Origin of the sequence: Ningiella algicola, from assembly GCF_028401415.2 — a bacterium.
Lineage (GTDB): Bacteria > Pseudomonadota > Gammaproteobacteria > Enterobacterales > Alteromonadaceae > Glaciecola.
The window spans coordinates 2656520-2679956 of the sequence record NZ_CP171821.2 but is presented as its reverse complement, the minus strand read 5'-3'; the positions used below and the strand labels follow the sequence as shown (position 1 = coordinate 2679956).

At 44.0% G+C, this 23437-nt stretch carries 25 protein-coding genes and 1 tRNA gene; 13 read left to right on the top strand and 13 right to left on the bottom strand.

The window, feature by feature from the left end; genetic code table 11:
• The first annotated feature begins 5 nt into the window (after positions 1-5).
• The 3 genes from PN836_RS11570 (at position 6) to PN836_RS11560 (ending at position 4156) form a co-directional block, all read left to right on the top strand.
• The gene (locus PN836_RS11570) at positions 6-1073 is read left to right on the top strand and encodes a CobW family GTP-binding protein (RefSeq protein WP_395338467.1); all 1068 of its coding nucleotides are present in this window, start codon (positions 6-8) and stop codon (positions 1071-1073) included.
• Between the two features lie 186 nt (positions 1074-1259).
• On the top strand, positions 1260-3161 hold the full coding sequence (locus PN836_RS11565; protein WP_395338466.1) for an alpha/beta hydrolase domain-containing protein: 1902 nt from the start codon (positions 1260-1262) through the stop codon (positions 3159-3161).
• 62 nt (positions 3162-3223) lie between these two features.
• Positions 3224-4156, top strand: a complete 933-nt coding sequence (locus PN836_RS11560; RefSeq protein ID WP_395338465.1) for an ATP-grasp domain-containing protein — start codon at positions 3224-3226, stop codon at positions 4154-4156.
• A 10-nt stretch (positions 4157-4166) separates the two neighbouring features.
• Here PN836_RS11560 and PN836_RS11555 read toward each other — a convergent pair whose 3' ends face one another.
• Together PN836_RS11555 and PN836_RS11550 are read right to left on the bottom strand one after the other, a co-directional pair.
• Positions 4167-5321: an iron-containing alcohol dehydrogenase gene (locus PN836_RS11555; RefSeq protein ID WP_395338464.1), complete on the bottom strand. Its 1155-nt coding sequence runs from the start codon at positions 5319-5321 to the stop codon at positions 4167-4169.
• A 99-nt stretch (positions 5322-5420) separates the two neighbouring features.
• Positions 5421-5987 carry a DUF1439 domain-containing protein gene (locus PN836_RS11550; RefSeq protein WP_395338463.1) on the bottom strand — a complete coding sequence of 189 codons (567 nt, stop codon included), beginning with the start codon at positions 5985-5987 and terminating at the stop codon, positions 5421-5423.
• A gap of 204 nt (positions 5988-6191) precedes the next feature.
• Here PN836_RS11550 and PN836_RS11545 point away from each other — a divergent pair, with 204 nt between their 5' ends.
• Positions 6192-6974 (top strand): hypothetical protein, encoded by a 783-nt coding sequence (locus PN836_RS11545; protein WP_395338462.1) that lies wholly within the window; start codon positions 6192-6194, stop codon positions 6972-6974.
• 18 nt (positions 6975-6992) lie between these two features.
• Positions 6993-7391, top strand: a complete 399-nt coding sequence (cdd, locus tag PN836_RS11540; RefSeq protein WP_395338460.1) for a cytidine deaminase — start codon at positions 6993-6995, stop codon at positions 7389-7391.
• 34 nt (positions 7392-7425) lie between these two features.
• Here cdd and PN836_RS11535 read toward each other — a convergent pair whose 3' ends face one another.
• Together PN836_RS11535 and PN836_RS11530 are read right to left on the bottom strand one after the other, a co-directional pair.
• Positions 7426-8070 (bottom strand): SOUL family heme-binding protein, encoded by a 645-nt coding sequence (locus PN836_RS11535; protein WP_395338458.1) that lies wholly within the window; start codon positions 8068-8070, stop codon positions 7426-7428.
• Between the two features lie 32 nt (positions 8071-8102).
• Positions 8103-8921, bottom strand: a complete 819-nt coding sequence (locus PN836_RS11530) for an HAD family hydrolase (RefSeq protein WP_395338456.1) — start codon at positions 8919-8921, stop codon at positions 8103-8105.
• Between the two features lie 300 nt (positions 8922-9221).
• On the opposite strand from PN836_RS11530, the gene moaA reads away from it, so the two are divergent.
• Both moaA and PN836_RS11520 read left to right on the top strand, forming a co-directional pair.
• Positions 9222-10190: a GTP 3',8-cyclase MoaA gene (gene moaA, locus PN836_RS11525; protein WP_395345614.1), complete on the top strand. Its 969-nt coding sequence runs from the start codon at positions 9222-9224 to the stop codon at positions 10188-10190.
• Between the two features lie 55 nt (positions 10191-10245).
• Complete coding sequence (locus PN836_RS11520; RefSeq protein WP_395338455.1) at positions 10246-10551, top strand: DUF1244 domain-containing protein; 306 nt, start codon at positions 10246-10248, stop codon at positions 10549-10551.
• A gap of 68 nt (positions 10552-10619) precedes the next feature.
• Here the strand turns inward: PN836_RS11520 and PN836_RS11515 are convergent, their stop codons facing one another.
• Positions 10620-11459, bottom strand: coding sequence for a DUF2306 domain-containing protein (locus PN836_RS11515; RefSeq protein ID WP_395338453.1), 840 nt, complete (start codon positions 11457-11459; stop codon positions 10620-10622).
• A 264-nt stretch (positions 11460-11723) separates the two neighbouring features.
• On the opposite strand from PN836_RS11515, the gene PN836_RS11510 reads away from it, so the two are divergent.
• On the top strand, positions 11724-12764 hold the full coding sequence (locus PN836_RS11510) for a helix-turn-helix domain-containing protein (RefSeq protein ID WP_395338451.1): 1041 nt from the start codon (positions 11724-11726) through the stop codon (positions 12762-12764).
• Between the two features lie 102 nt (positions 12765-12866).
• Positions 12867-12943, top strand: a tRNA-Arg gene (locus PN836_RS11505).
• Positions 12944-12962: 19 nt separating this feature from the next.
• Here the strand turns inward: PN836_RS11505 and PN836_RS11500 are convergent.
• Together PN836_RS11500 and iadA are read right to left on the bottom strand one after the other, a co-directional pair.
• Positions 12963-14120 carry a hypothetical protein gene (locus PN836_RS11500; protein WP_395338449.1) on the bottom strand — a complete coding sequence of 386 codons (1158 nt, stop codon included), beginning with the start codon at positions 14118-14120 and terminating at the stop codon, positions 12963-12965.
• 307 nt (positions 14121-14427) lie between these two features.
• A complete protein-coding gene (gene iadA / locus PN836_RS11495; protein WP_395345612.1) occupies positions 14428-15531 on the bottom strand; it encodes a beta-aspartyl-peptidase in 1104 nt (367 codons plus the stop codon).
• A 393-nt stretch (positions 15532-15924) separates the two neighbouring features.
• Between iadA and PN836_RS11490 the strand changes: the two genes are divergently transcribed.
• The gene (locus PN836_RS11490) at positions 15925-16944 is read left to right on the top strand and encodes a hypothetical protein (RefSeq protein WP_395338447.1); all 1020 of its coding nucleotides are present in this window, start codon (positions 15925-15927) and stop codon (positions 16942-16944) included.
• 16 nt (positions 16945-16960) lie between these two features.
• Here PN836_RS11490 and PN836_RS11485 read toward each other — a convergent pair whose 3' ends face one another.
• Entirely contained in the window at positions 16961-17431 is a 471-nt protein-coding gene (locus PN836_RS11485; protein ID WP_395338445.1) for a DUF4174 domain-containing protein, read from the bottom strand.
• Between the two features lie 83 nt (positions 17432-17514).
• Between PN836_RS11485 and PN836_RS11480 the strand changes: the two genes are divergently transcribed.
• The 3 genes from PN836_RS11480 to PN836_RS11470 all read left to right on the top strand — a co-directional run bounded on the left by PN836_RS11480 (position 17515) and on the right by PN836_RS11470 (position 21380).
• Positions 17515-19737 carry a protein-disulfide reductase DsbD family protein gene (locus tag PN836_RS11480; RefSeq protein ID WP_395338443.1) on the top strand — a complete coding sequence of 741 codons (2223 nt, stop codon included), beginning with the start codon at positions 17515-17517 and terminating at the stop codon, positions 19735-19737.
• Complete coding sequence (locus PN836_RS11475) at positions 19712-20362, top strand: redoxin domain-containing protein (RefSeq protein ID WP_395338441.1); 651 nt, start codon at positions 19712-19714, stop codon at positions 20360-20362. Before PN836_RS11480 ends, PN836_RS11475 begins: the two co-directional genes overlap by 26 nt.
• A 199-nt stretch (positions 20363-20561) precedes the next feature.
• Complete coding sequence (locus PN836_RS11470) at positions 20562-21380, top strand: cyanophycinase (protein ID WP_395338439.1); 819 nt, start codon at positions 20562-20564, stop codon at positions 21378-21380.
• A 133-nt stretch (positions 21381-21513) separates the two neighbouring features.
• Here PN836_RS11470 and PN836_RS11465 read toward each other — a convergent pair whose 3' ends face one another.
• The 5 genes from PN836_RS11465 to PN836_RS11445 form a co-directional block, all read right to left on the bottom strand.
• Positions 21514-21675 (bottom strand): hypothetical protein, encoded by a 162-nt coding sequence (locus PN836_RS11465; RefSeq protein WP_395338437.1) that lies wholly within the window; start codon positions 21673-21675, stop codon positions 21514-21516.
• Between the two features lie 162 nt (positions 21676-21837).
• Entirely contained in the window at positions 21838-22134 is a 297-nt protein-coding gene (locus PN836_RS11460; protein WP_395338435.1) for a CcdB family protein, read from the bottom strand.
• Positions 22127-22357, bottom strand: coding sequence for a type II toxin-antitoxin system CcdA family antitoxin (locus PN836_RS11455; RefSeq protein ID WP_395338434.1), 231 nt, complete (start codon positions 22355-22357; stop codon positions 22127-22129). The genes PN836_RS11460 and PN836_RS11455 overlap by 8 nt, the downstream gene beginning before the upstream one ends.
• Positions 22358-22556: 199 nt before the next feature.
• Positions 22557-22994, bottom strand: a complete 438-nt coding sequence (locus tag PN836_RS11450) for a PIN domain-containing protein (protein ID WP_395338433.1) — start codon at positions 22992-22994, stop codon at positions 22557-22559.
• Positions 22991-23209 carry an AbrB/MazE/SpoVT family DNA-binding domain-containing protein gene (locus tag PN836_RS11445; protein WP_395338431.1) on the bottom strand — a complete coding sequence of 73 codons (219 nt, stop codon included), beginning with the start codon at positions 23207-23209 and terminating at the stop codon, positions 22991-22993. Before PN836_RS11445 ends, PN836_RS11450 begins: the two co-directional genes overlap by 4 nt.
• Between the last annotated feature and the right edge of the window lie 228 nt (positions 23210-23437).

Genomic DNA, 23437 nt, shown 5'->3' with positions numbered 1-23437 from the left:
CTTAAATGAAAATAATAACGTCTGTTCCTACTAATATCATTACCGGTGCTTTAGGTGCCGGAAAAACCACCCTTATTCAAAAACTGTTGGAAGCGAAGCCTGCTGATGAAAGATGGGCAGTACTAGTAAATGAATTTGGCGAGATAGGCATAGATGCGGCTTTACTTAATACTCGCACGCAAAGTTCGCCTAAAACCGCTTCGCAAGATGATAGCTCACAAATACAGAGCCTATTTATTCGCGAAGTGCCTGGAGGCTGCATGTGTTGCGCCTCAAGCTTACCGATGCATATCGCTTTAAATCAGCTACTCGCAGCTGCTCGACCCCATCGTCTGCTTATTGAACCTACGGGCTTGGGCCATCCCAAAGAAGTAATTGAAACCTTAGGTGCTGAACATTACCAAGACGTCATTCAACTGCAAAGTACACTGTGTGTGGTCGATGCGCGCAGATTGAGCAATCCGCGCTGGCGGGAGCATCAAACGTTTAAGCAGCAGTTTGATGTTGCAGACAACATAGTGATCACCAAATCTGATTTGTATCAAGGTGATGAAATTTCACAATTACACCAATACTTGAACGAAATAGGCTGTGAAAAAACACCCGTAGTGACTGCAGATCTAGGAAGCATTGATCTGGCCTTACTTAAACGCTCAAGTAAATTCGCTCATCGCAACAAAGCGAAACCCATAATCACAGGGCGCGCCGAATCGTCAATATCACAAGCCACAAGCACCTCAGCTCAACTTGCAAGAGCGGTGATTCAAAACCCAAGCTCAACTGTCAAAAAACAAAGTGAGGGTGAGGGGTTTTTCTCATGTGGCTGGGTGTGGCCTGCTCAGCACTGGTTCGATTTCGAAACGATCAATGATGTTTTTAACAGCCTCAATCTCACTCGAATGAAGGGAGTGATGATTACATCCCAAGGAATTTTTGCCTTTAATGCGAACGGGGATGAGCTTAGCATCAGTGAATACGATGAAGCCCCTGACTCTCGACTAGAGATAATTGCTGATTCCCAGAAAGCCTTAAATGATGCCATCACGCTTATTGAAAACAGTCTATCAGTGTAGAGTCTGGTAACGAGTATCTCTCAGGCACCCGTCACGCCTTAATGTTTATGGCTTAGACTTTTGATGGGTGTCCATCGCCTCAGCAATTCGCAATCCAGAGGATAAATCAGAAGTTTAACGACATTGTGATGCGATTCAGGCAACATAATACTCCATCCACTGTCGGTAAGAGTGAGAACCAGTCCTATGCGCTTAATACTACTGATAGCGCTTTTATTTAGCGCCCATATCACTTCTGCCAAGCTTGTAGATGTTGAAGTAAATGAACAACGCGAATTTGAAGCTTTCGGTATTAAATTGCAAAGTATGCAAGGCTATTTGCACTTCGAATTTGCCCCAATGCTTGAGCAAAACCAAAACATAGTCGACATTGAATTAGCCGCTCAAAGCGATGGAAAAGTAAGGGCAAAATCCACGTTCTTTATTATTCAGCCTGTGGATCCTAAGGCACGCAAAGCCACGCTTTTTGAAATCAGCAATCGTGGCTCGAAAGCATCGCTGCGCTACTTTAACAACGCGCCCTCCAATCCAGTGCCTGATTCTGCAGCAAGCTTGGGCGATGGCTTGATTCAGCGTCTGGGATTATCCGTTCTGTGGGTGGGTTGGCAGGCCGATGTATTTGCCGATGGAAAGAACATGTCGGTTGAGCTGCCACGTACCTCTGGCACAAGCGGTCTAGTGCGCAGTGATTGGACCCTAGAAAGCAAAAGCGAGACCCTACGAGTAGCACATAGAGATAATATCGATGTGCTTTATTTGATTGATCGCTCACGAGAAAAAGAAGCCTATCTTACCTATCGAACGGGTCCTAACGAGATTAAAAAAGTCGTATCTGCTTCAAATTGGTCCTTTTCTGAAGAAGGTGATGCCATTATCGGCGAATTTTCTCCGGGGATTTATGAGCTCGTCTATCCTTCACAACATTCTATCGTACTTGGTTTAGGTTTAGCGCTCATTCGAGACACTGCCGAGTATATCAAGCAACAAGACTCGCTTTTCGCAAGCCCCAAAACCATTGCATTTGGGGTATCGCAAACCGGTAGGTGGCTACGGCACTTTTTATATCAAGGTTTTAATCAAACCGAATCAGGTACTTCGGCTTTTGATGGGATGCTTATTCACACTGCTGGCGCTGGTCGTGGGAGTTTTAATCATCGTTTTGGGCAACCCTCAAGAGATGCGCATAGGATGTCAGCCTTCTTTTATCCGACCGACGTCTTTCCATTTGCGAGCACTGAATTGCCTCATCCTTTGACTGGCAAAAGCGATGGCTTAATGTCACATTTACCAACAGAGCATCATCCTAAGGTGTTTTTTACCAATACGGGCTATGAATACTGGGGCCGTGCTTCGGCGCTTATCCATACTCACAACAACAAAGATGTGGAACCATTAGCGAGTGAAAGAATTTATCACCTTGCTTCTGCTCAACATTTTGTTGAGCAGCAACGTAACGTGAAGAGAATTGAAGGTGTTGAGGGCTATTTTCAGGGTAATCCTCTCAATTTGTTGCTTAATCTGCGGGCCCTATTGAGCAATTTGACAGATTGGGTCGCGCTCAACAAAACACCACCTGATTCGCAATTCCCAAGGTTTGCAGACAATACCTTAGTGCCCTTTGATGAATATAGGCTTCCCAACGTACTGAGTGCTTTGGCCAAACCCAAAAGCCCACACACCGCATACATTTACGATTATGGAGACCAGTGGAAACAAGGAATCATTGCTTTAAATCCGCCTCGTATCTTGGCCACTGTGGTTCCACCGGTACCGGCTATCAACGAGTACGGGAATGAGTTAGGCGGTGTTCAGCATCCATTATTAGTTGAGCCATTAGCCAGCTTTTTACCGTATGTTTTGCGCCACAAAGCAGAATTTGCGCATGACGAAATGATGGATTTTAGAGGATCGATTAAGCTCTTGCCCAAAGAAAGCATCATCAAGCGTTATCGAGATTGGGACGGCTACCGCAATGCTTTAAATCGCGCAATCAGCGATGCAGTCAATGCGAAGTTTTTGCTCGAAGAAGATCGTGAATTAGTGCTTGAGCAAGCGGCGTGGCTTTGGGATTTGGGTGTGAGCGAATAAGTATTAACTTTCAATTTTTTGTCGTAACTAGTGGCAAAATGGCAGAATAAAGAGACAGGACAATGTCAAAAATACATGTTTTACATGAAAATAATGAATGGACGGTTCATCTGCAAAATAGGCTTGATGAGCTAAAGCTCCCTTACGAAATGTGGCATTTAGATGAGGGGACGCTTGATTTATCGTCCAGCCCCCCAGCAGGGGTATTTTACAACCGCATCAGCGCATCTTCGCATACCCGAAACCATCGATATGCGCCCGAGTATGCAGAATCTGTCTTAGCCTGGCTTGAGCGGCATGATTGTAAAGTGATTAACGGTAACCGAGCGCTTCGTCTGGAAGTCAGTAAAGTAAACCAGTATATGGCTTTAAATCATGCCGGTATTGCAACGCCTAAAACCATTGTGGCAGTTGGTAAAGCACAAATTATACAAGCAGCAAAGACACTCGATAAGTCATCCTTTATTACTAAGCACAACCGGGCAGGAAAAGGCCAGGGCGTGCAGCTCTTCCATTCCATTGAGGCTTTAGAACGTTATGTCGAAGGGCCAGATTTTGACGAACCAGTAGACGGTATCACCTTAGTGCAGCAATATATTGAGGCGCCAGCCCCCTACATTATTCGTCATGAATTTATCGGCGGAAAGTTCTTATATGCGGTACAAGTTGATACCTCCGAAGGTTTTGAGCTGTGCCCCGCAGACGCATGTGCCATCGACGACTTATTCTGCCCCACCGACAGCGTATCATCAGCAGCTAAAGCTAAATTTGAAATTCTCAACGATTACCGTCCGCCATTCATCGATAAATATGAGGCATTTTTAGCAGCGAACAATGTGCAAGTAGCGGGTATTGAGGCAATCCAGGACAAAAATGGCAACAGTTTTGCCTATGATGTGAATACCAATACTAATTACAATTCGGACGCTGAGCGCATTTCAGGACAGTTTGCCATGCTTGAGCTGGCAAAATATTTAAGTACCTTCTTGGATTAAACAGAGTTAATCAATAGGCCATTTCTAGTATTTCTTTTGAAACATCCAAAGTGATGTCTTGGTGTTCGCCAAGTTTGAATCTGGCGTTTTCCTTAAGCTTTGCAAGTACCTCATCGACTGCAGATTTTTCAAGCCCATAATCTGAAATATGGGTTTTGACCTGCATTTGTTCAAAGAACGCTTGTGTGGCGTCGATGGTGGCTTCTACTAGGGCATCCTCTGAATTAGCTTCCAGTTTAAAGACTTCGGTGCCAAGCTGAATGATTTTTGCACGCTTTTGCTGCTTTTGTCTGCGCATTAAAGCGGGTAAAACAATGGCGAGTGTTTGAGCATGGTCAAGGCCGTACAACGCGGTAAATTCGTGACCGATCATATGGGTTGCCCAGTCTTGTGGAACGCCTTGTCCAATCAACCCGTTAAGTGCCATCGTGGCTGCCCACATGACATTAGCTCTTGTATCGTAATCCTTCGGATTTTGTAAGGCTTTAGGCCCTTCCTGAATTAAGGTTCTAAGAATGGTTTCGGCAAATCCGTCTTGGATAGGTGAGTTAACGGGGTAGGTTAAATACTGTTCTATCACGTGCACAAAAGCATCAACGGTACCATTGCTGATTTGCTTGGAGGGTAAGGTAAAGGTATAGACTGGATCAAGTATCGCAAACACAGGTTGTACACTTGGGTGACCAAAGGCGAGTTTTTGTTGCGTGGCTTTTTTAGTCACAACAGAATTGCCGTTGCTTTCAGAGCCTGTTGCTGGAAGCGTTAATACTGCGCCAATTGGTAATGGATTTGAAAACTGAGCACCTTTTTCGAGAATATCCCAAGGCTCACCATCAAAATTGGCAGCGGCGGCGAGGAATTTAGCTCCATCAATCACACTGCCGCCACCCACGGCAAGAATAAAATCGATATTTTGCTCTTCAATAACAGCTAAGGCTTTTAAAAGCGTTTCGAACGTTGGGTTGGGTTCAACCCCTGAGAACTCGACGTAAGAAAACCCTTTCAAGGCTTTAGTGACATCATCAAACACGCCGTTTTTCTTAATTGAACCACCGCCGTAGAGGAATAACACATTGGCATCAGTTGGGATGCGTTCTGAGATTTTAGATGCTTGCCCTTTGCCGAACAAGATTTCAGTCTGGTTTTTAAATTCAAAGTTGTTCATATCGAACTTTCCTTCACTTAATATATATTATTCACGAGCCGAGAACTTGTAGTCGAACAGTTTAAGAAACCAAAAAACAAGAAGCTAATTGAACGTTAGTTATAGGCTAGGGACGACTGTGATAGCACCTTGCGATACTTTCATATCCAGCGGCAGCTTGGCAATCATCGCCACTTTAGGGTCGCTCATATCCAATTTATATACCGGGTTATTATCCAAAAACGCATTTACGACATTCATTGCTTGTTTGTCTAATAGATTGAGATTGCCCTTATAGCTACCGGCACTAATGCGTGAATCGAGTAGGCGCACATTTCGTAAATAAATGGCTTTTTCCTGACTATTGTATTCTGGGCTACCTTCAACTTCGAGCATCAAACCCACAGAATATTTCAGCATAAGGGCATTAATTTGCGCCCCTGAATCTAAACTCAGTTGAATGACATCCCGCCCATCTGGGCCAATTTGCGCATTGATGTCATTCACATTAAACTCAACTGGCACACCAAGTAATCGCAGATCATCGCTAAGTTTTGGAAGCTGTTTGCGAAGTGCAGACTCTAACTGCGCATCTGTGAATGAAAATACAGATAGACCCTGTGTCGCATTACAGGCAGCCAGAAGGCAGCAAATAAGTAGTATAGATAAAGTTTGATAAATTTTCATAGCGCCCAGAATAAACCCAATAGTGTGACTAAACAAGTTAGCTTAGCACTTCAATAATCGCTAAAATCTTGACGCGCATTGTTCTATACTGACTTCTTCGCAACTAATTTCGCAGACGCATACTCGCCACTCCAGTTGTTGTTGAACTTTGCACGAGTAAGTTCGTTCAAACATCAACAGGCCTTTTTATATTAAGGAAGAGACATGAAAAAAGTACTGATTGTAATCATTGTAATATTAGCATTGGTCGCAGGTGGCCTATGGTATCTGTCCGGTGAGGCTGGCAACATTATCAAAGCACAAATTGAAGAGCAAGGGAGTAAGTTTCTTGGTACTCAGGTGACGGTATTTAATGTCGACTTAGCCTTTGCAGAGGGGCGAATGACCATCAGCGATATTGACGTCGAAAATCCACAAGGCTTTAGTGACGCAGATGCGTTTAGTTTAGGCGCAATTACCTTAGACTTAGGCGGTTCTGCAAGCGAACCATATGTGGTACAAGAGGTTTCTTTGGACGCTCCTGAAATATTGTATGAGCTGGATGCTAGCGGTCAAGGCAACTTAATTGTGTTAAAAGACAATTTGCAAAGTGCCTTACCTCAGTCCAGTGAGCCAGCCCCTGCTTCAGAACCTGGCGCTAACCCTTTGGTGATTGTTGAAAATGTTACGATAAATGCCGCTCGATTGATGCTGAATTTTGAAAACCTTCCCACCGGCGATATTGAGCTTGAGCAAAAAGCGTATGAAGTGACATTGCCATCATTTAGCGCAGGCTCAATTGGCAAACCAAACGGTATACCCGCTGATCAAGTCGGTGCGGCTATCGCTGACGCTATGCTCGATAATGTGATTAAACAAGCCAAGGAGGAAGCGAAAAACAAGCTTGAAGAAGAAGCGAAAAAACGCATTAAAGAAGAAGTCGATAAGAAAAAAGATGAGTTGCTCGACAAAGCGAGTGATAAATTAAAAGGCTTATTGAATAAATAATGTAATAAGCAGTAGTCAATGAAGCATACAGAGATTCTCACTAGGCTCGAGGAAAACCTCTCTCGAGCTTATAGTCCATATTCGACTGTCAAGGTAGCCGCAGCAGTGGTATATGAAGATGGCGGGGAAGAAAAAATATCCTATGGCGTGAATGTTGAAAATGTTTCATATGGCTTAACCTTATGTGCCGAACGTAATGCGGTTGGTGATGCCGTTGTCAACGGTATGAAATCCATAAAGGCTGTCTATTTGATGTCCAATCAAAGCGATCCGGTGTTACCCTGTGGTGCATGTCGTCAGGTAGTCACTGAGTTTATGCACGATGCAGATGCGCCAGTCTTTTCAAGCAATGTCTCACAAAGCAAGACATGGCAGTCAACCTTGGGTGAGCTGCTGCCTAATCGTTTTGATTTATAGCTTGTTGTAAATCAAGCTTGCGGTGTTTTGCATGTTACTGGATTTCAATCAACACTTCATTGCGCCGATACATCGGAAGTGTTAACGGGCCATTATATCCCGCCAAGACAGGTTCAGACTTAAGGTTGTAGCCCTTGTCTTTTGCCCAATTTACCAACAAGCGTGTATGCTCATCTACGTTAGCGTCCCCCAGCGTGCCGCTAAATTTTATCGCAACTACTTTATAATCCGTAATTTCTGATACGGTAATTTCTGGGTCAGTAGGAATCGGGGTAGTGTCGATGGTAAAGCTCGCTGGCATAACAAAAGACATTGAGGGTTCATTCGTATTTTCATTCATGAAAACCGGAGCGGTCATCGCAATTTCAGCGCCCTCTGAATTTTGAGCAGCGTTATCTTGGTCTATGAAAACAGGAGCAGTCATGGCGATTTCTCTCTCACCCTCGTTGGCACCTGTAATGTATTTGAAGAGCTTTCTAAACGCGCTATTGCGACCGTCGCCCTGCATGTTTGCTGATACCAAAACCATAGACTCATAGTTTCTTACTTCTATTTGCGCTGCCTTATCTTCAACTAATAAGGTATAGGGAGCAGACTCTACGCCACTGTCACCAAAGACTGAGCAGGCACTCAGTAGTAACACGCCTGAACTGATAGATAAGACTTTTACGATGTTCATATACTCACCTTTGATTTCAAAAAAGCAGAGACTTAAAGCGAAAACCGCTGCCGCAAAAAATGGGCAACACCGTCCTCATGATGGTGTCCAATTACATCGTTTGCCTGAGCTTTAACTTCCTCGATGGCATTCTGAGGAGCGTAACGTTCATCTGCAATTTCAAACATACTTAAGTCGTTGTCTCCATCGCCAAAAACGATCACGTTTTTGGCATCCAATTGTGCCTTGATTTGCTCGACTGCTGAGCCTTTGTTGGCGAAGCGATGATGAACATCAATCCATCGATAGTCTTTGCCCTCGTGCGCTGCGCCTGAATAGGCAATAAGACCTTCATGTTTGTTTAGTTGCTGCCAAATGCTTTTTATCGGAGCTGCTAAACCAATCATACTGATATTTGTTACTTCAAATTCACCACTTAATGCTTCAAGCGGCATTAACTTTGCGTCAGTGCGCGAGAAAAACTCCGACACTAATTTGCACTCAACTTCATGCAGGGTGTTGCTATGGAAAATGTAGTGTTCGCGACCCTTCATGGCGTTGACAAAAGGCGTGATGTGATGGGTAACGGCAGAATCCAATACAATAAGAATTTCGTCGTTGCTCAATACATTGTGAAGCGATAACTGCTCCTGACGAGGGTCCCAAACGGTGACGCCGTTATTAAATACTTGAGGCAATTCAAATGCGTGCTGAGCGATAATGCTCTGCGCTGAAAGCATTGTCCGACCGGTCGCAACGCTAAATGCGATATTATTTTTATTTAACAAAGACAGAGTCTCTTGCGTAAACTGACTTATCTTTGATTCAGCATTTAGCAAGGTGCCGTCTAAGTCGAAAAATATCAAATCCATTGCTGGTGCCTGTCTTAGTAGTGACTTTTTAGATGACATTACGCCAAGGCAAAGAGATACGCGAACAACTTTGCCAGCGAGAATTAGTGCGCAATTAGGTGAATTACGAAACCTTAGTCCATTAAGTTTAGTCTCAAAAAAATAACACCGTTTTGCGAGCAATGGGCTCAAGCCAAGATTAAAGGCTTGAGACTTGGATAAATTAACTGATTATCTTAGCTGCGCCAATGGAATTGTTGTATTGTATGTTTAGGTAAAGCGCAAGCTAGCTAGTAACAAACCATAATCATGAGAGAGCAAGTGTTAGAAGATAAATTTGGACGACAATTTCACTATTTGCGCATGTCGATTACCGACGTGTGCAATTTCAGCTGTGATTACTGTTTGCCAAATGGCTATCAAAGGGATACTAAAAAGTCTTTTTTGACTGTACCAGAACTGAATACGCTTGCTAAGGCTTTCGCAGGTCTTGGCACTTCAAAAATTCGCATCACCGGCGGCGAGCCTTCTCTTCGCAAAGACTTAACAGAGATCATCGCACTTTGCGCAAGCACTGATGGCATAAAACACGTTGCTATGACCACTAACGCTTATCGCTTGGAGAAAGATGTTCAGCGCTGGTTCGATGCAGGTCTAAACTCGCTTAACATCAGCATTGATAGCTTCGACCCGCACATGTTTATGAGCATAACCGGTCATGACAAGCTGGGGAGTATTTTACGGGGCATAGATAAAGCGCTTAGTTTAGGCCTTAAAGTGAAAATAAATGCCGTGCTGTTACGACAGTACAACGGCAATGAAATGTCGAGATTTTTGAAATGGATAAAGGATAAACCGCTTACTTTGCGATTTATCGAACTGATGCAAACTGGGGATAATCTTAAATTCTTCAAACAAAATCATATTTCCGGTGAGCCCATCAAGCGAGACTTGTTAGAGCAAGGCTGGGGACAAGTAATTAGAGACAAGGCTGCTGGGCCCGCTGAAGAATTTAATCATCCTGAGTACGAAGGCAGAATTGGCCTAATCATGCCTTACAGCAAAGACTTCTGTGCATCGTGCAACCGCTTAAGAATTTCCTCTGTAGGTAAGTTGCACCTCTGCTTATTTGCCGAAATGGGTATAGATCTTCGCCCATACATGCAACAAGCGGATCCCGCTGCACTCCAACAAGCTTTGGTTGAACTTTTATCTGACAAAGAGGCTACACATTACCTCAAAGAAGGATATACCGGCGCTACCTCGCATTTGGCTATGCTAGGTGGTTAGTCTCAATTCCTGTAAATATAAGTGATTACTTACAAACTATAAATTAAGCGAAAATATGACCGAACAACAAAGAATCGAAATTGAAGCTGCGGCCTTTCGTCGTTTGCTTTCTCATCTAGACAACAACAAAGATGTGCAAAATATCGACCTCATGCTCGTTGGAGATTTCTGCCGCAATTGCCTTTCAAAATGGTACGCAGCCGAAGCTCAGGCAAGAGGCCTTGATATTGATTACGATGCTGCTCGAGAAGCCATATATGGTATGCCATATTCTCAGTGGAAGGAGAATCATCAAGCCCCAGCGACCCCAGAACAACAAGCTGCGTTTGAAGCAAAGCAGGCCGCCAAGAAAAAAGACTAAGCATCGAGGTGAATTGGTTTAGTTTAGATACCACGCCTGTGACATTAATCCAGAGCTTTCAAGGATTCTTACAACGCACCCGCTATTCTCGGCCACCACATAAACAGCGATGCGGAACCAACACCCAGTGCGGTAGTGACTACGCCGAATAAGACAAAGCCAATGCTAATGTTTACTTTGTAGCGCTGGCTTTGTTTTCGCCCCCAAAAATAGATTTGTGCAATACACATCGGCACCAGATAGCACGCGTAAGATAAGAAGATGCCCGACGGCCCTTCAAGACTGGGCGATGCACCAAATGCTGCGTTACCAATGACAAACCAAGACATCAAATATAGTCTGAATGTCCATACACCGTTGATGAGAATAAACGCATGAACTGCCCACATCATATGGTTTTCAAACTGTTTTTGGCGCGCAAACTTCCAGGCAAAATAAACGGCGATTGGGATTAACAATCCATTAAGGGTTATCCCCAAAGCGCCAAAGTCAGATAAGCGCGTGCCTTTTATCCACGTTAGATATAAACCGCTAAGGGCGCCAAGTAACCCGATGCTCAAAAATACTCTGCCATTGTAGCGATGGAAGCGCGGATAGGTTTTGCGAATAAAAGGGACCAATTGAAATATACCGCTTAAACTCAAGAGTGAAGCCGGAATGATATGCATAAGCAAAATAAAGTTACCGCTGGTGTCGCCTGCCACGTAGCCTTCAATCATGTGCGAATAGTCGATATTTTGAGGCCCGCCAAGTGCAAGTGGATAGGCAAAACCAAGTAAAATATAAAGCGTGAAAAACCATTGACCGATAAGAGCAATCAGCACCCACATCTTTATACTGTTGTTCAAAAAGCGAAGGGTAAGGGGTTTGCCGGGAAGATTCGGGTCTGTGTGTGTATATTGCTGCATCGTCTTGTTTCTCTCATTCATGGCGTAACAATGTGACGATGAATATGACGGTGATCGGAGGCTAAATCTCTCCAAATTCGGAATTTGAACTACGGTTTTTATTAAATCAGATAACAGCAGAAACACTTGCTAACAAAACCCCCACCCAATAACATTGCCTTGTCAGCTGTGTCTTATTATTCTTAACATCTCAACCTTATTTTAAGCATGCTTATGTCCGCCGATTTCCCCTATTTTCTGTTATTGATGATTAGCTTGAGTGGCATGTTATTGCAGATACTTGTTCCTAATAAAAAGGCTGAACATATTTTATTCGCGATGTTTTGCGGCTCCATTGCGATGGTAAGTCTAAAGTATTTTAGCGCCGATTCTTTAGGCGCATATCGCTACGTTTTGGGTTTATTGACCTGTGGCACGTGTAATGTGATGTGGCTAATTTCAAGAGCCTTGTTTCGTGATGTTGATGAGCATGGAAAGCCACCCATTGCTGCGCGCCACATCATTCTTGCGATTGCAATTGCGCTACTGGTAATGGCAAACCAAAGTTTATTATTTTTGAATGAAATCAGCGACTCACCAAGCGCTACATTTTTACGAGTCGACAATTCACTTGGGGAAATTACCAATCTTTTGTCTTCCACCATTCTATTGCTGTCCTTTTGGGAGGCTATACGCGGTTTTCATTCTCAGTCTTCACGAGAAAAGCTGTACCGCATAGTTTTTGCCTCCACTTTTGCCCTTGCCGTTGTTGCATGCTCGGTGATTGCTCGAGGGCTATTGCCAAGCGAAAGCTTTACTGCAGTATTTCCGTGGATCATGAGTGCATCTGCAATCAGCATTATGTTGGTTGTGCAATGGATTTTGTATCAGCGTGGCAAGACTATCGAAACTAATATCGCCGTATTCCTTAAAAAAGAACAGCGAGCAGAAAGGTGTGCTGAGCCAAAGTTAATAAATGAGATTGAGCGTTTAATGCAGGTAGAGCGGATATACCTTAAAGCGGACTTGAAAATGCTCGACTTTTCAAATGCACTTGGTGTGCCTGAATACAAAGTGAGCCGAATCATACGCCATCATTTTAATGCGCCTAATTTCAACTTTTTTATAAACCAAAGGCGCATTGAGCACGCAAAAGACCTTATGCAAAGCCCTGATTCAGCCAAATGGACGCTATTGGTCATTGCGCTAGAAAGTGGCTTTGCATCGGTAGGCACCTTCAATCGCGCATTTAAAAGTATGGAAGACTGCATGCCAAGTGAGTTTAAACAGCGCGCACTTCTCGTGAATAATTGTGTATCTCAGTAGTAATTGATTTAAAAACGCTCAGCTAGTCTCAGATTGCTTGACGTAGCGCCTCAGTCCGATTATGTTACGTTTGCTTTTCATAAAGCATCTCATACAAAACACGCACCCGTAGCTCAGCTGGATAGAGCAATTGGCTTCGAACCAATGGGTCGGGAGTTCGAATCTCTCCGGGTGCGCCACTCTAAAAAGGGTGTATATCTAAAACTGCGGCACGCCATTGTCTGGTTTACTCGCCAAGATGTCCGCTTCAAAATTACAGTCGGCCCTTAAAACATCATTTACTTTAAACCACTTTGTGCGCACCATAGAGCGGTCTTGAGTGACTGCATTATGAAAGTTCACATGCATCCGCTTTAACAGTTTCAGAGTTTCGTGTAGTTCATTGCGACTTGCCTCATAGTGCCCCGTTTTGTTGTTGATACCTCTGAGCAGGCCGTTATGAATTGCCATCTCCCCTGCGGCGAATACAGGCGCTCCGCCCAAAAACGAACTATGATGAAACTGTGATGACTGTGGTTTATTGATGTAAATATTCATCTGTAAATCAATGACGTAAATGCCAAAATCTGTCCCAGTTGTACCTCTCATTCCTGATGTGTTTACAGGTGTAGGGAAGTCTGAGTCAATGCGATTAACGGCGTAAAAGAGTCTGCCCCCTTGTGAAACAATACGATAATCTTCTCTTTGTTCGTCATTTAAATATTCAACGCCAGAGCCCCTTATCTGTTCGGCTGTGCCGTTTGAGTATGTATAGTGCAACGTCGCGACATCATCTTCCCTGTCAGGTAAGGCGATCATCTCAGCCCAATCTTCAAACCCTAGTCGTGACTTGTGCGTTGTAACATAGGTATTCCAATCTCTTTCTGTTAGCACATGATGACTAATATGGTTTGTAGTAAATCGTTCCATCTTATAATTGCTGCCTAAGCTTCTTCCTGCTGGTAGCCCAGCCATATTCATCTTAATTGTATCGCTTATTTTTCCTCTTTCAGCGCGTTCTTCTAAGCGAGCTTGCCTACCTTTATCAAGGTACATTCGATTCACTAGCATGTAGTAGTGATCACTGGCTTTTAAACCCAGTTCGACAATTTGCTTTTCTCGGTTTGACGTATTGGAAGACTTTTGACCTTTCTTGTTCACCCAACGTGCACACGCTTTTCTGAGTCGTCGCATCGCCCCCATGTCATTAGGCATAAATTTCGCTCGGTTTAGACAAGTATAAATTTCATCTAGGTATTTGTTCGACGATGAAAAGGTTTTATAGAATCCGCTGCGGCCTATCTTCTTTCTAAACTCCGCCTCAGTTGGAAAAACGTCACCAGCCGTAAATTTACCAAAACGAACAATTGTCATCATTATTCTCCTGTTAACCAATATCGCATAGCAGTTGTGCACCATTTTTTATGATTTACGACGAGGTTTGATGAACAGTTGCGAAGGAGTTTAATCGTGATGAGTTAAGACTTATTCAAGCTACATTGTCTTGGCTGATTGGAAGCGTGGATAGTTTTTGACGGTTTAGATTAATGACCGTTTGGATACTGTTTAATTGTTAAGGACTAATTTTAAGCTCAACTTACATGCTAAACACGTCATTTCATCCAGCATAGAAGTCGAGCTTTCTAGGGCAAGGAAAGTCGAGTTGAAGTCGTCTTATCTTTTATTACTCAAACGTCCCTTTAATTTTCTGCTCACCGTCAAACACATGCCAACGCCCTTGCAGCATAACGCTTCTAATACGCTTGTTGTCATCCAGCACAATTAGATCAGCGTCTAGGTTTTGAGCAATGCGGCCTTTATGCTCAAACTTCATAATTTCAGCTACATTGCTGGTAAAAAACGGCAATACTTTATCTAAACCATGGCCTTCATCAAGCACTTGATAAAACACATCTGTCATGGCTTGTGAATCTGCGAAGTCCATATGCGTTAAGTGTCCGCAGCCGTCGAAAGTGGGTAAACACCCACCGCCGTCTGAGCTTACGGTGAGCTTATCTTGTGCAAACTCAGAATGCATGTAGCGCATTACTGCATCTGCTGGCTCATAGCCAACATCGCCAGTTTCAAAGGCGGTTACATCTATCCAGCAGCCTTGTTTGGTCAGCTCGCATGCTTCATGAAATAGTTCCCTGCGTCTATTCACATGCGTTGGGTTGTACGTGCGCGCAGGAATTTCTGATTCACTGAGTGCTACCCTCACCAGTCCTAATCCTCGTTCCCCGTCACCTAAATGCAAATGCAGGATGCCCGCTTTGCCGGTCATGAGTCGAGCCACGTGTGCTTCAGAAGCAACCTTTAATAGCTCGTTTAAGGTGGGTTGACTAGAGCGATGGTCACTAATGGCAAGCTCGCCCACTGCAATGATGGGCTCAATAAACACGATGTCAGATTTAACCGAGCCGGTAAGCGTTGTAGGGGGTAAATGATAACCACCCGTATAGCAATAGGCCGAAAAGCCTTCTTCTCTGAGGGCATACACTTGCGCAATCATAGACTCGGTGTTGCGCGTTACATCGTCTGTGCCCAAAAGGCCAACGGCGGTTGTCACCCCAGCGCGGGTAAACTTACTAAGCGGCACAGGCGGTACGCGTGTAGAAAATCCTGCTTCACCGCCACCACCTGTCATATGAGTATGAGAGTCGATAAAGCCTGGGATGACGGCTCCTCCCTCTAAGTCAATCACATCGGCGGCTATGGCATCGTTTACCTTGGGCTTGTCAGGACCTACATATATAATCTTTCCGCCCGCAATTAGCAGGTGATTCATGCCAAGTGACTGCGGTGCGTAAACATCTGCATTGAGAATAATAGTGACAGAGCTATTTATTTGTGGGTTTTGTGCTTGCTCAGAGGTATTCAAGTATGTCTTCTTCTTATGTTTATGCCAACACCATGGAAGCTAAATGCCTAGCTTACCTGAATGACACATTCCTAATTCTCTCAGCATTATAGACAAGCTTGCTGTACGTGTCTGCTTTCGTTGTTTGAATGCCCTAACATGAGCGTAAAAACGTAAATGTGACAATACCGCGTAAATAACTTCGATTAACAGTCGCCCTTCAGGAATTATCTAAACAACGGCCATGCAACTTTTGAGAGTTTGAGATCGTAATCGCTTGAATAGGCCCTTAGGCCCTTTCGCTTTTTCTCAGGAGTATGCATGGCTAGCGCAAGCGTTAAATTTCTCGAATTTGCCCAAATGGCTTGGAACAATCGAGTACATATTATGGCAGGTAGAAATGCCGAAGAAAGAGTCTCTCGAATTTATCGATATTATTTTTATCATGAGTCCATCGCAAGGCCTGACTGGTGCGTATTTTTAACCAACTTCGAAAACGAGTTTAGAGCATGCGGGGCTGCGAGATTTCACTTTCAGGGCAGTGAATTAGGGAGAATAAGGGCGACAACTTTGGCCGATAAGGCGGCATCACTAAATGAAATTCTAAACAATGACTCTGCTTTGTTGGCTTCGTTTAAAGAATTTACCAGAACGCATCAAGCTTTTAGCATACTCGACCCAAAAACCCATACGTTTAGGGCGGCAAGAACTGAATTAGAGCTTTTCGAGAGCGACCCGTCATTTATTCTAGATAAGTTTCTTTGGTACATCGGTCCCAAGCGAGATGGGATGGCAAAATATCGAATCTATGTGACCCCTCAAGTTATTCATTGCCCGAAAGTATTTACCGATTTGGCATACTATATGAGTCTGCCTAAACCCCCAGGCTTTGACTTTCCCAGCTCTGTGAAATTGATGGTACCAGGCCTGCAATCTCTTAAGCGTGCAGACAAAGTTGTAATGTACTGTCAAACAAGAGCAGAAATGAAAGGCGGGGTCGATTATTTAAGGCAATATCAACGTCGCTCTGCGGGGATATTTGAGGATATTAGCCCGCGCTCAACTAAACCCGTGGAAGGACTAAGAGGGGTGGCGATAACACCCCAGCCCACTCCAGATAGTCGCATTATGGGATATGCCGGAAAAAACGAAACCCAAGGCATGAGTTTTGGGATGTCGCGCTCAGCAATTATTTATCTTGCCATGAATGACAACTATAGGCCGCTTAGAGACGACCCTACAAAACGCTCCGACTATATGGGTTTCTGGAATGACTGCCACAGAATTGCGCGGGCGGCAAATATTGATATTCATTTGGACCGTGCCGATTTGGATATTTAAGGAAGTGACGTTGCGCTCAATTTCTGTTCATTTCGGCTCTTCGCATTGGCATGCGGTCAATTGCAGCGAAAACATCGTTTAACTGTTCGTTAGTAAATGTGCCTTTCTTGAAGCCGTCTAATCCGATCAATACACTTTTACCTGCTTCACTTGATTGCTGAATTTCAGACTTCAGGGTGGTGCCCATTGCTTGCCCGTTCCATTCGGAAATTTGTGCTTGTTCTGCTTGAGGGTTGAACAAAAATACTCGAAGTTTTCTTGCCACAAGCTCATCCTCGTCGCGTTCAAGCATCTCGGCAAGTTTTATGTTCTCGTGCGGCTCATGACTGATGATAAGTACACGATATTCATATCGCATGTCGGCGAGGCTTTGTGTGTTGGCATCATCATTAGTGCTTGCGCTAGCCACCGTAGATATACCAAGAGAAAATATAACAAGACAGGCAGTCATCGAAAAACACAATCCAAAGTCTCGAAAAAATAGCATAAACATCGTCCATTAAAACCAATACACTTTGATATATTTTACGTAAGAGTCTTAAATTAGATTCAAAGGTGCTTTTAAGTTTAATGCATATTCTTAAATGGCTTGTTTCAAAACGGCTAGGGCATTTATGGCGCTTGGTGGCGATAAGCTTATTCACATGCCTATTTCAGTCGCATGCAGTTGCCATTGAAAGTACACGTCAGTGGCAGGGTGAGGGCCCGCATATAAAAGTGGCTTTGCTCAGCGAAGTAGACGCGCTGGTGCCCGGGCAAGCGCATATGCTTGCAATTAGGATGCAGCCGGATGAGCAATGGCATACCTACTGGCGAAACCCGGGCGACAGCGGTGAGGCACCACAAATCCAGTGGGCTGAATCAGCAGGGCTCCGTTTTGGCGACATTTTATGGCCAACTCCTGAATCGATTCCCGTTGCTCATTTGCTCAATTATGGTTATAGCGATACGCACTTGTTGATGGTACCTGTGTTTGTGGATAAGGGCTTAATCTCCGAGGCGTCTAGAGAAGCCGCAATCACCATTCAAGCCGACCTCACATGGCTAGTGTGCAAAGAAGACTGTATTCCTGGTGATGCCTCGCTAACACTGACACTTCCTATAAGAGAAAGCGCTGCAAAAAGCGAATTCGGCGATGAATTCACTCAGGCAAGAAAACAGCTTCCCAAGGAAGATTTCAGCCAAGGCAGTTTTGAAATAAACGAACAAAGCATTGCCATTGAATTCGACTCCTTAAACACTTCAGGCAACTCAAGTCAGTGGGAAGTCTTCCCTTTTCGCAATGATTTGATTAACCACGCAGGAGCGCAGCCACAGGTAAACAACGACGGCAAAGTGAGTGTGCTGCTAGAGCGTTCTGCTTATTTCAACGCAAAACGTTTTTTAGCCACAAATGAGCCACTTGAGTTTTTGATTAAATCCAATGCGGACTCAGGTGGAAAGGCTTTTTATTTAAGCGCCAATGCCTCATCCCTTGATATCGCATCAGCCAGCGGTTTTGCATCAAGTGATAACGAACTCAGTTCAGATGCTGAATCTATGCCCCTACTCACCATATTATTATTCGCATTTTTGGGTGGCTTAATACTAAACGTCATGCCATGCGTGCTCCCCATTTTGTCCATAAAGGCCTTAGCACTTAATCAGACACATACTGGGTTTTGGCATAAGAATGCGTATTTGCTCGGTGTTATAGTGTGTTTTAATGCTTTTGCGTTAACTATTGTTGCTCTGCAGCAGGGCGGTCAGGAGTTGGGGTGGGGCTTTCATATGCAGTCCCCAATCGTGATTTGGCTGCTTGCATTCCTATTTACCTTTATTGCGCTGGTTCTGCTCGATGTATTTACTTTTGGGAGTAAAATGGCGGGGCTGGGGAATGGCTTAGTGTCTGGCGATGACCCCAAAAGCCACTTTTTTACGGGTTTGTTAGCGGTCATTGTTGCATCGCCATGTACCGCACCTTTTATGGCTGCTGCCTTGGGGGTTGCTTTAGTAAGTGAGCCAACGACTACGCTACTGATTTTTAACGCGCTCGCTATCGGTTTTGCCCTGCCTCTTACGCTGCTTTTTGTTTCAAACAATCTTCGCAAGTTCTTACCAAAGCCAGGGAACTGGATGGTGACCTTTAAGCACTTTTTGGCCTTCCCCATGTTTGCCACAGTTGCCTGGCTGTGTTGGGTGTACGCCGGTCAGCAAGGAGCGATTGCACAATTTGTCTTACTGGTGGCATTAATTGCGTTTAGTTTTTTTGCATGGGCGATGGCAAAGGTATCAGCAAAAGTAAGCTGGGCATTAGGCGTTGCGATGCTGGCAAGTTTGGCGCTCCCGTTTACCAGCCCCTTATTGGGCTCATCCACAGCCACAACAAATACCGCTTTAAAATCCGAATCATCGCTCACAAACAACAGTGCAATAGACAGTGCGCTTGCTTTTGAGGACAGTGAATTAGCTGCGAAGCGGGAACAAGGCCAAGTTGTCCTTGTCAATATGACAGCAGACTGGTGTATTACGTGTAAAGTCAATGAGCACGTCGCTTTGAACACAGATGCGGTTAAGATTGCGCTCGAAGACCCTTTGATCACGTATATGGTAGGCGATTGGACAAATAAAAACGACGAAATTCTCAAGTACTTAAAGCAATACCAGCGCGCAGGTGTGCCGCTGTATGTAGTCTATGCCGGTACAAAACCGGCGAATGTATTACCTCAAATATTAACCCCGGGGCTTGTAGTAGACGCCCTTAACCAAGCAAAACAGGAGTTATCCTATGTTTCTATCGATGTCTCAAAGTAAGCAGTTAACAAACAAACGCCATTTTTTCGCGAAGTGTCTGGGCGCGGCGTGCGCGATTGTGCTCAGTGTAAACGTGTTTGCTGCTAAAGTGGAGCAAGCAGCACCTGATTTTAGCCTAGTCAATAGTATGGGCGAGACGGTGTCACTTTCAGATTTTGCCGGTAAGTACGTCGTGCTGGAGTGGACTAATCATCAGTGCCCATATGTGGTTAAACACTATGGTAGTGGCAACATGCAAACTTTGCAGAAAGATTATCAAGAACAAGATGTGGTGTGGTTATCGATTATCTCCTCTGCACCGGGCAAGCAAGGTTATGTTTCGGCAGAAGAAGCGAATGCTTTAACTGACTCGAGAAACGCGTCTCCCAGTCACGTATTGTTTGACCCTGAGGGCACTGTGGGTAAAGCGTATGCGGCCAAAACAACACCACACATGTACATTATCGATCCTGCCGGGGATTTGCGCTATGCAGGTGCAATTGACAGTATTAAATCAACTAACCCTGCAGATATTCCCAAATCCATTAACTACGTTGTAGCAGGGATGACTTCACTGGAGTCGGGCAACTCTCCTGAGGATGCAATGACCGTTCCTTATGGATGTTCAATTAAATACAAAAGCTAAAACGGTCAAATTAAGACCTTTTAGCTGCCAATCTTTTGATATTAACAATGAATTAAAGGCGCACACTTTATCGGATAAAGTGTGCGTTTTGTTTATTGAGCTTAAACAAAGTCACAAGGCAGAAATATTCACAAAGCCTTTGCGTCCCGTCTAAGAGTCGACTACGATCCACCCGTTACGTGTATTGTGAGGAAAAAACATGCCATCCCCAGATGTCGATGGTCAGCAACGCGGGTACGTGATACCTATTGGCGGCGCTGAAGAAAAAGTAAATAACCCTGAAATTTTAAGCCGTTTTGTTGCGCTTTGTGGCTCAGCAGATGCAGATATATGCATCGTTCCCACCGCATCTCAATTAGAGGATACTGGCGAGCGCTACCAAAAACTATTTACCGAGCTTGGTGCAGGTAAAACGCACTTTTTGCCCATTTCTGAGCGCAGTGATGCGCAAAATGAAGACTATTTAGCACAGCTTGAAACCTGCACTGGTGTATTTATCACCGGTGGAAACCAGCTCAGGCTCTCGACAATTCTCGGCGGTACACCTATTGCGACGGCAATTCGTCGGCTAAACGCTAAAGGTGTGCATATTGCTGGCACTTCTGCAGGGGCCGCGATTGTGTCCCAACATATGATCACAGGCGGTAACACTGGTATTGTGCCCACCGAAGATGGAGTAAGCTTGGCTCCGGGTATGGGATTGATTAATACGATTGTGGTCGACCAACATTTTAACGAGCGAAATCGTCTTTCGCGCTTGTTAAGCGCAGTGTCTTATAATCCGTTTTTGATTGGAATTGGCTTAGATGAAGACACCGCTGCCTTTATTGATGAAAACAATGAATTTACAGTGGTCGGAAGTGGCGCAATAACTATCATTGATCCATCCGATATTGAGTACTCGTCAATGGCGGAGGCTAGAACGGGTGATGCACTTACCTTACTTAATCTTAAAGTGCATATTTTAGCGGCGGGCTCTCGCTACAATATAAGTGATCGACAAGGATTTACGAAATAAACTGAGGGTCTCGGCCCTCGCTAAGCATTGTTGAAGTGGTCTAATTGAATTGACCAGTCCAGTTAAGTTAAGGATATAATGTAACCTTAGCTGGAGAAAGAAATGACCGATAGACAACGGTATACCAAAGAACTCAAGCTTGATGAAGTGAGCCTTGTGCTTGACCAGGGTGGTCTGCCAGCCTCGTTACTGCTCGAATATAAGTCGTCTGTGTTTTATAACTGAGCTTGTGCATCTTAATATCTTCAATCATACGCTGACGAAGGGGAATAACGGGTTGAGTGGTATTAGTCATGATCTGACTCCTAAGTAAGGTCAGGGCAAAAGCGCCCTTTACTCAGCTTAGTTGCGGTTCGCAGGTGGTTAAAATTTAGTCGGTGTTAAAAGCGGCGCAGCTACCGCGGAGCGGTTTAGTCCAATCGAGGGCATACCAGCCATTGAATACCCTCCCCTTATTTTAAAAACCGTCAATAAGAAAATCGATCCCTGCTTTTATCTCATCTCGATGACAAGAGAGGTCATTGTCAGATATAGGTTTTAATTTTCGCTTAGATACGGTCGCAATATCCAGTAAGTCAAGGTAAAAATGCTTATCATCAATGTCGCAGGGAATCTGAAGATTTTTTATTAGTTTACCGTCATGCCGTGGCTTTATGGGTGCAACCAAAATACTTTCAACATCATTAAATACTGTGTTCGTTAGTATGACAACGAGGGACGATGAATAATCACAAACCGAAAACTGTTCAACCATCCAATTGCCCGATCATTTCTGAAAAGGTCCCATGTTTGTTTATTGATTCGTTATGCTTGCTAATAGCATCTGAATTTTGCTCTAACCACCGCTCTTTTTGTTTCAAAGCCACAGCTTTGCAAAGGGCCTCTTCGAATACCTCTGACAGTCTTATATTTAATAATTTAGCTTCGTTTAATAAGTTACGGCTAACAGTTGTATTACAGGATACTTTTTGACGCATTGCATTCACCTTACAAAATAAGTGCATTAATTGTGCGCCTAAATCATGCGCATTTCAAGTGACCTGTTTTCAGCTCGCTAATCTGAATTTATCGACTAAATGGTTGGTTTCAGTTTCCAAAAAGCGGATTAATGAAATGACCGCTAATCGAAGGCTATGCCGACATACAGTCAAAATAGTTTTCATGTGTATGAATGCGCTATTGAGGTTCAATAATGCCGTCGATTTCTTGTGCTGCTCTGTCAAAAATAAAAAGTTGGGAGAGCTTGATATTATTCAGTTCGCCGTATCGAATAGCCTTATTAAGAATAAGAGCGTCAGAGAAGTCCGCTTGTTTCCTTTTTCCTTTAATTTTTATGGGTGTTGCGTTAGTAAAATCTTTTAATGCGCGCCAAACTGCTTGAGAATCTTCGAACGTTATGTTGCGTTCTGCAAACAAGGCATGGATGACATCAATCACGCGTTTTCGCGTTAAGTTATAGCGCTTACCGGTAAGTACCCAGATAGTCTCGGATAAAACGACATCAGTAACTAATACTTTAATATCCCCAGTAATTAATTGTCTCGCTTTTGGGCTTTGTTGTTCATCGTCATCTAACAGGTATCGGAGCAATATATTTGTATCAATCGCAATCATTGATTAATTGTGCTTTGAAGTGATTGAGATTCACTAACTGATAGGTCCGCCTCAAGGCCTCTTAACACACCGTTTGCTGCTCCAACTGATTTTTTGACAATGGAGATAACGCCATGTCTATCTACGAAGGTGTCTACTTCATCGCCTTTATCAATTTTGGCAACAGAGCAAACTTCAACTGGAAGTGTTATTTGTCTTTTGGTACTCACTTTCATTATTTTACCTTTACTTTTTCTGTGTAAGTAAAGAATAGCATGGCTTTACTTTTAACTGAATAGTAAAGTAATTGATTCAGAGGTTTCTTTGCGAATGTTAGCTATAGGGCACGCCAGCTCAAAATTCCAATATGACCGCATATCGATGGCCCTGCGGTCGTTATGCATGCTTCCCAAGATTCATAGCCTTATGCAAAACTCTCACTATTCTCACACCGTAGCTTGCTT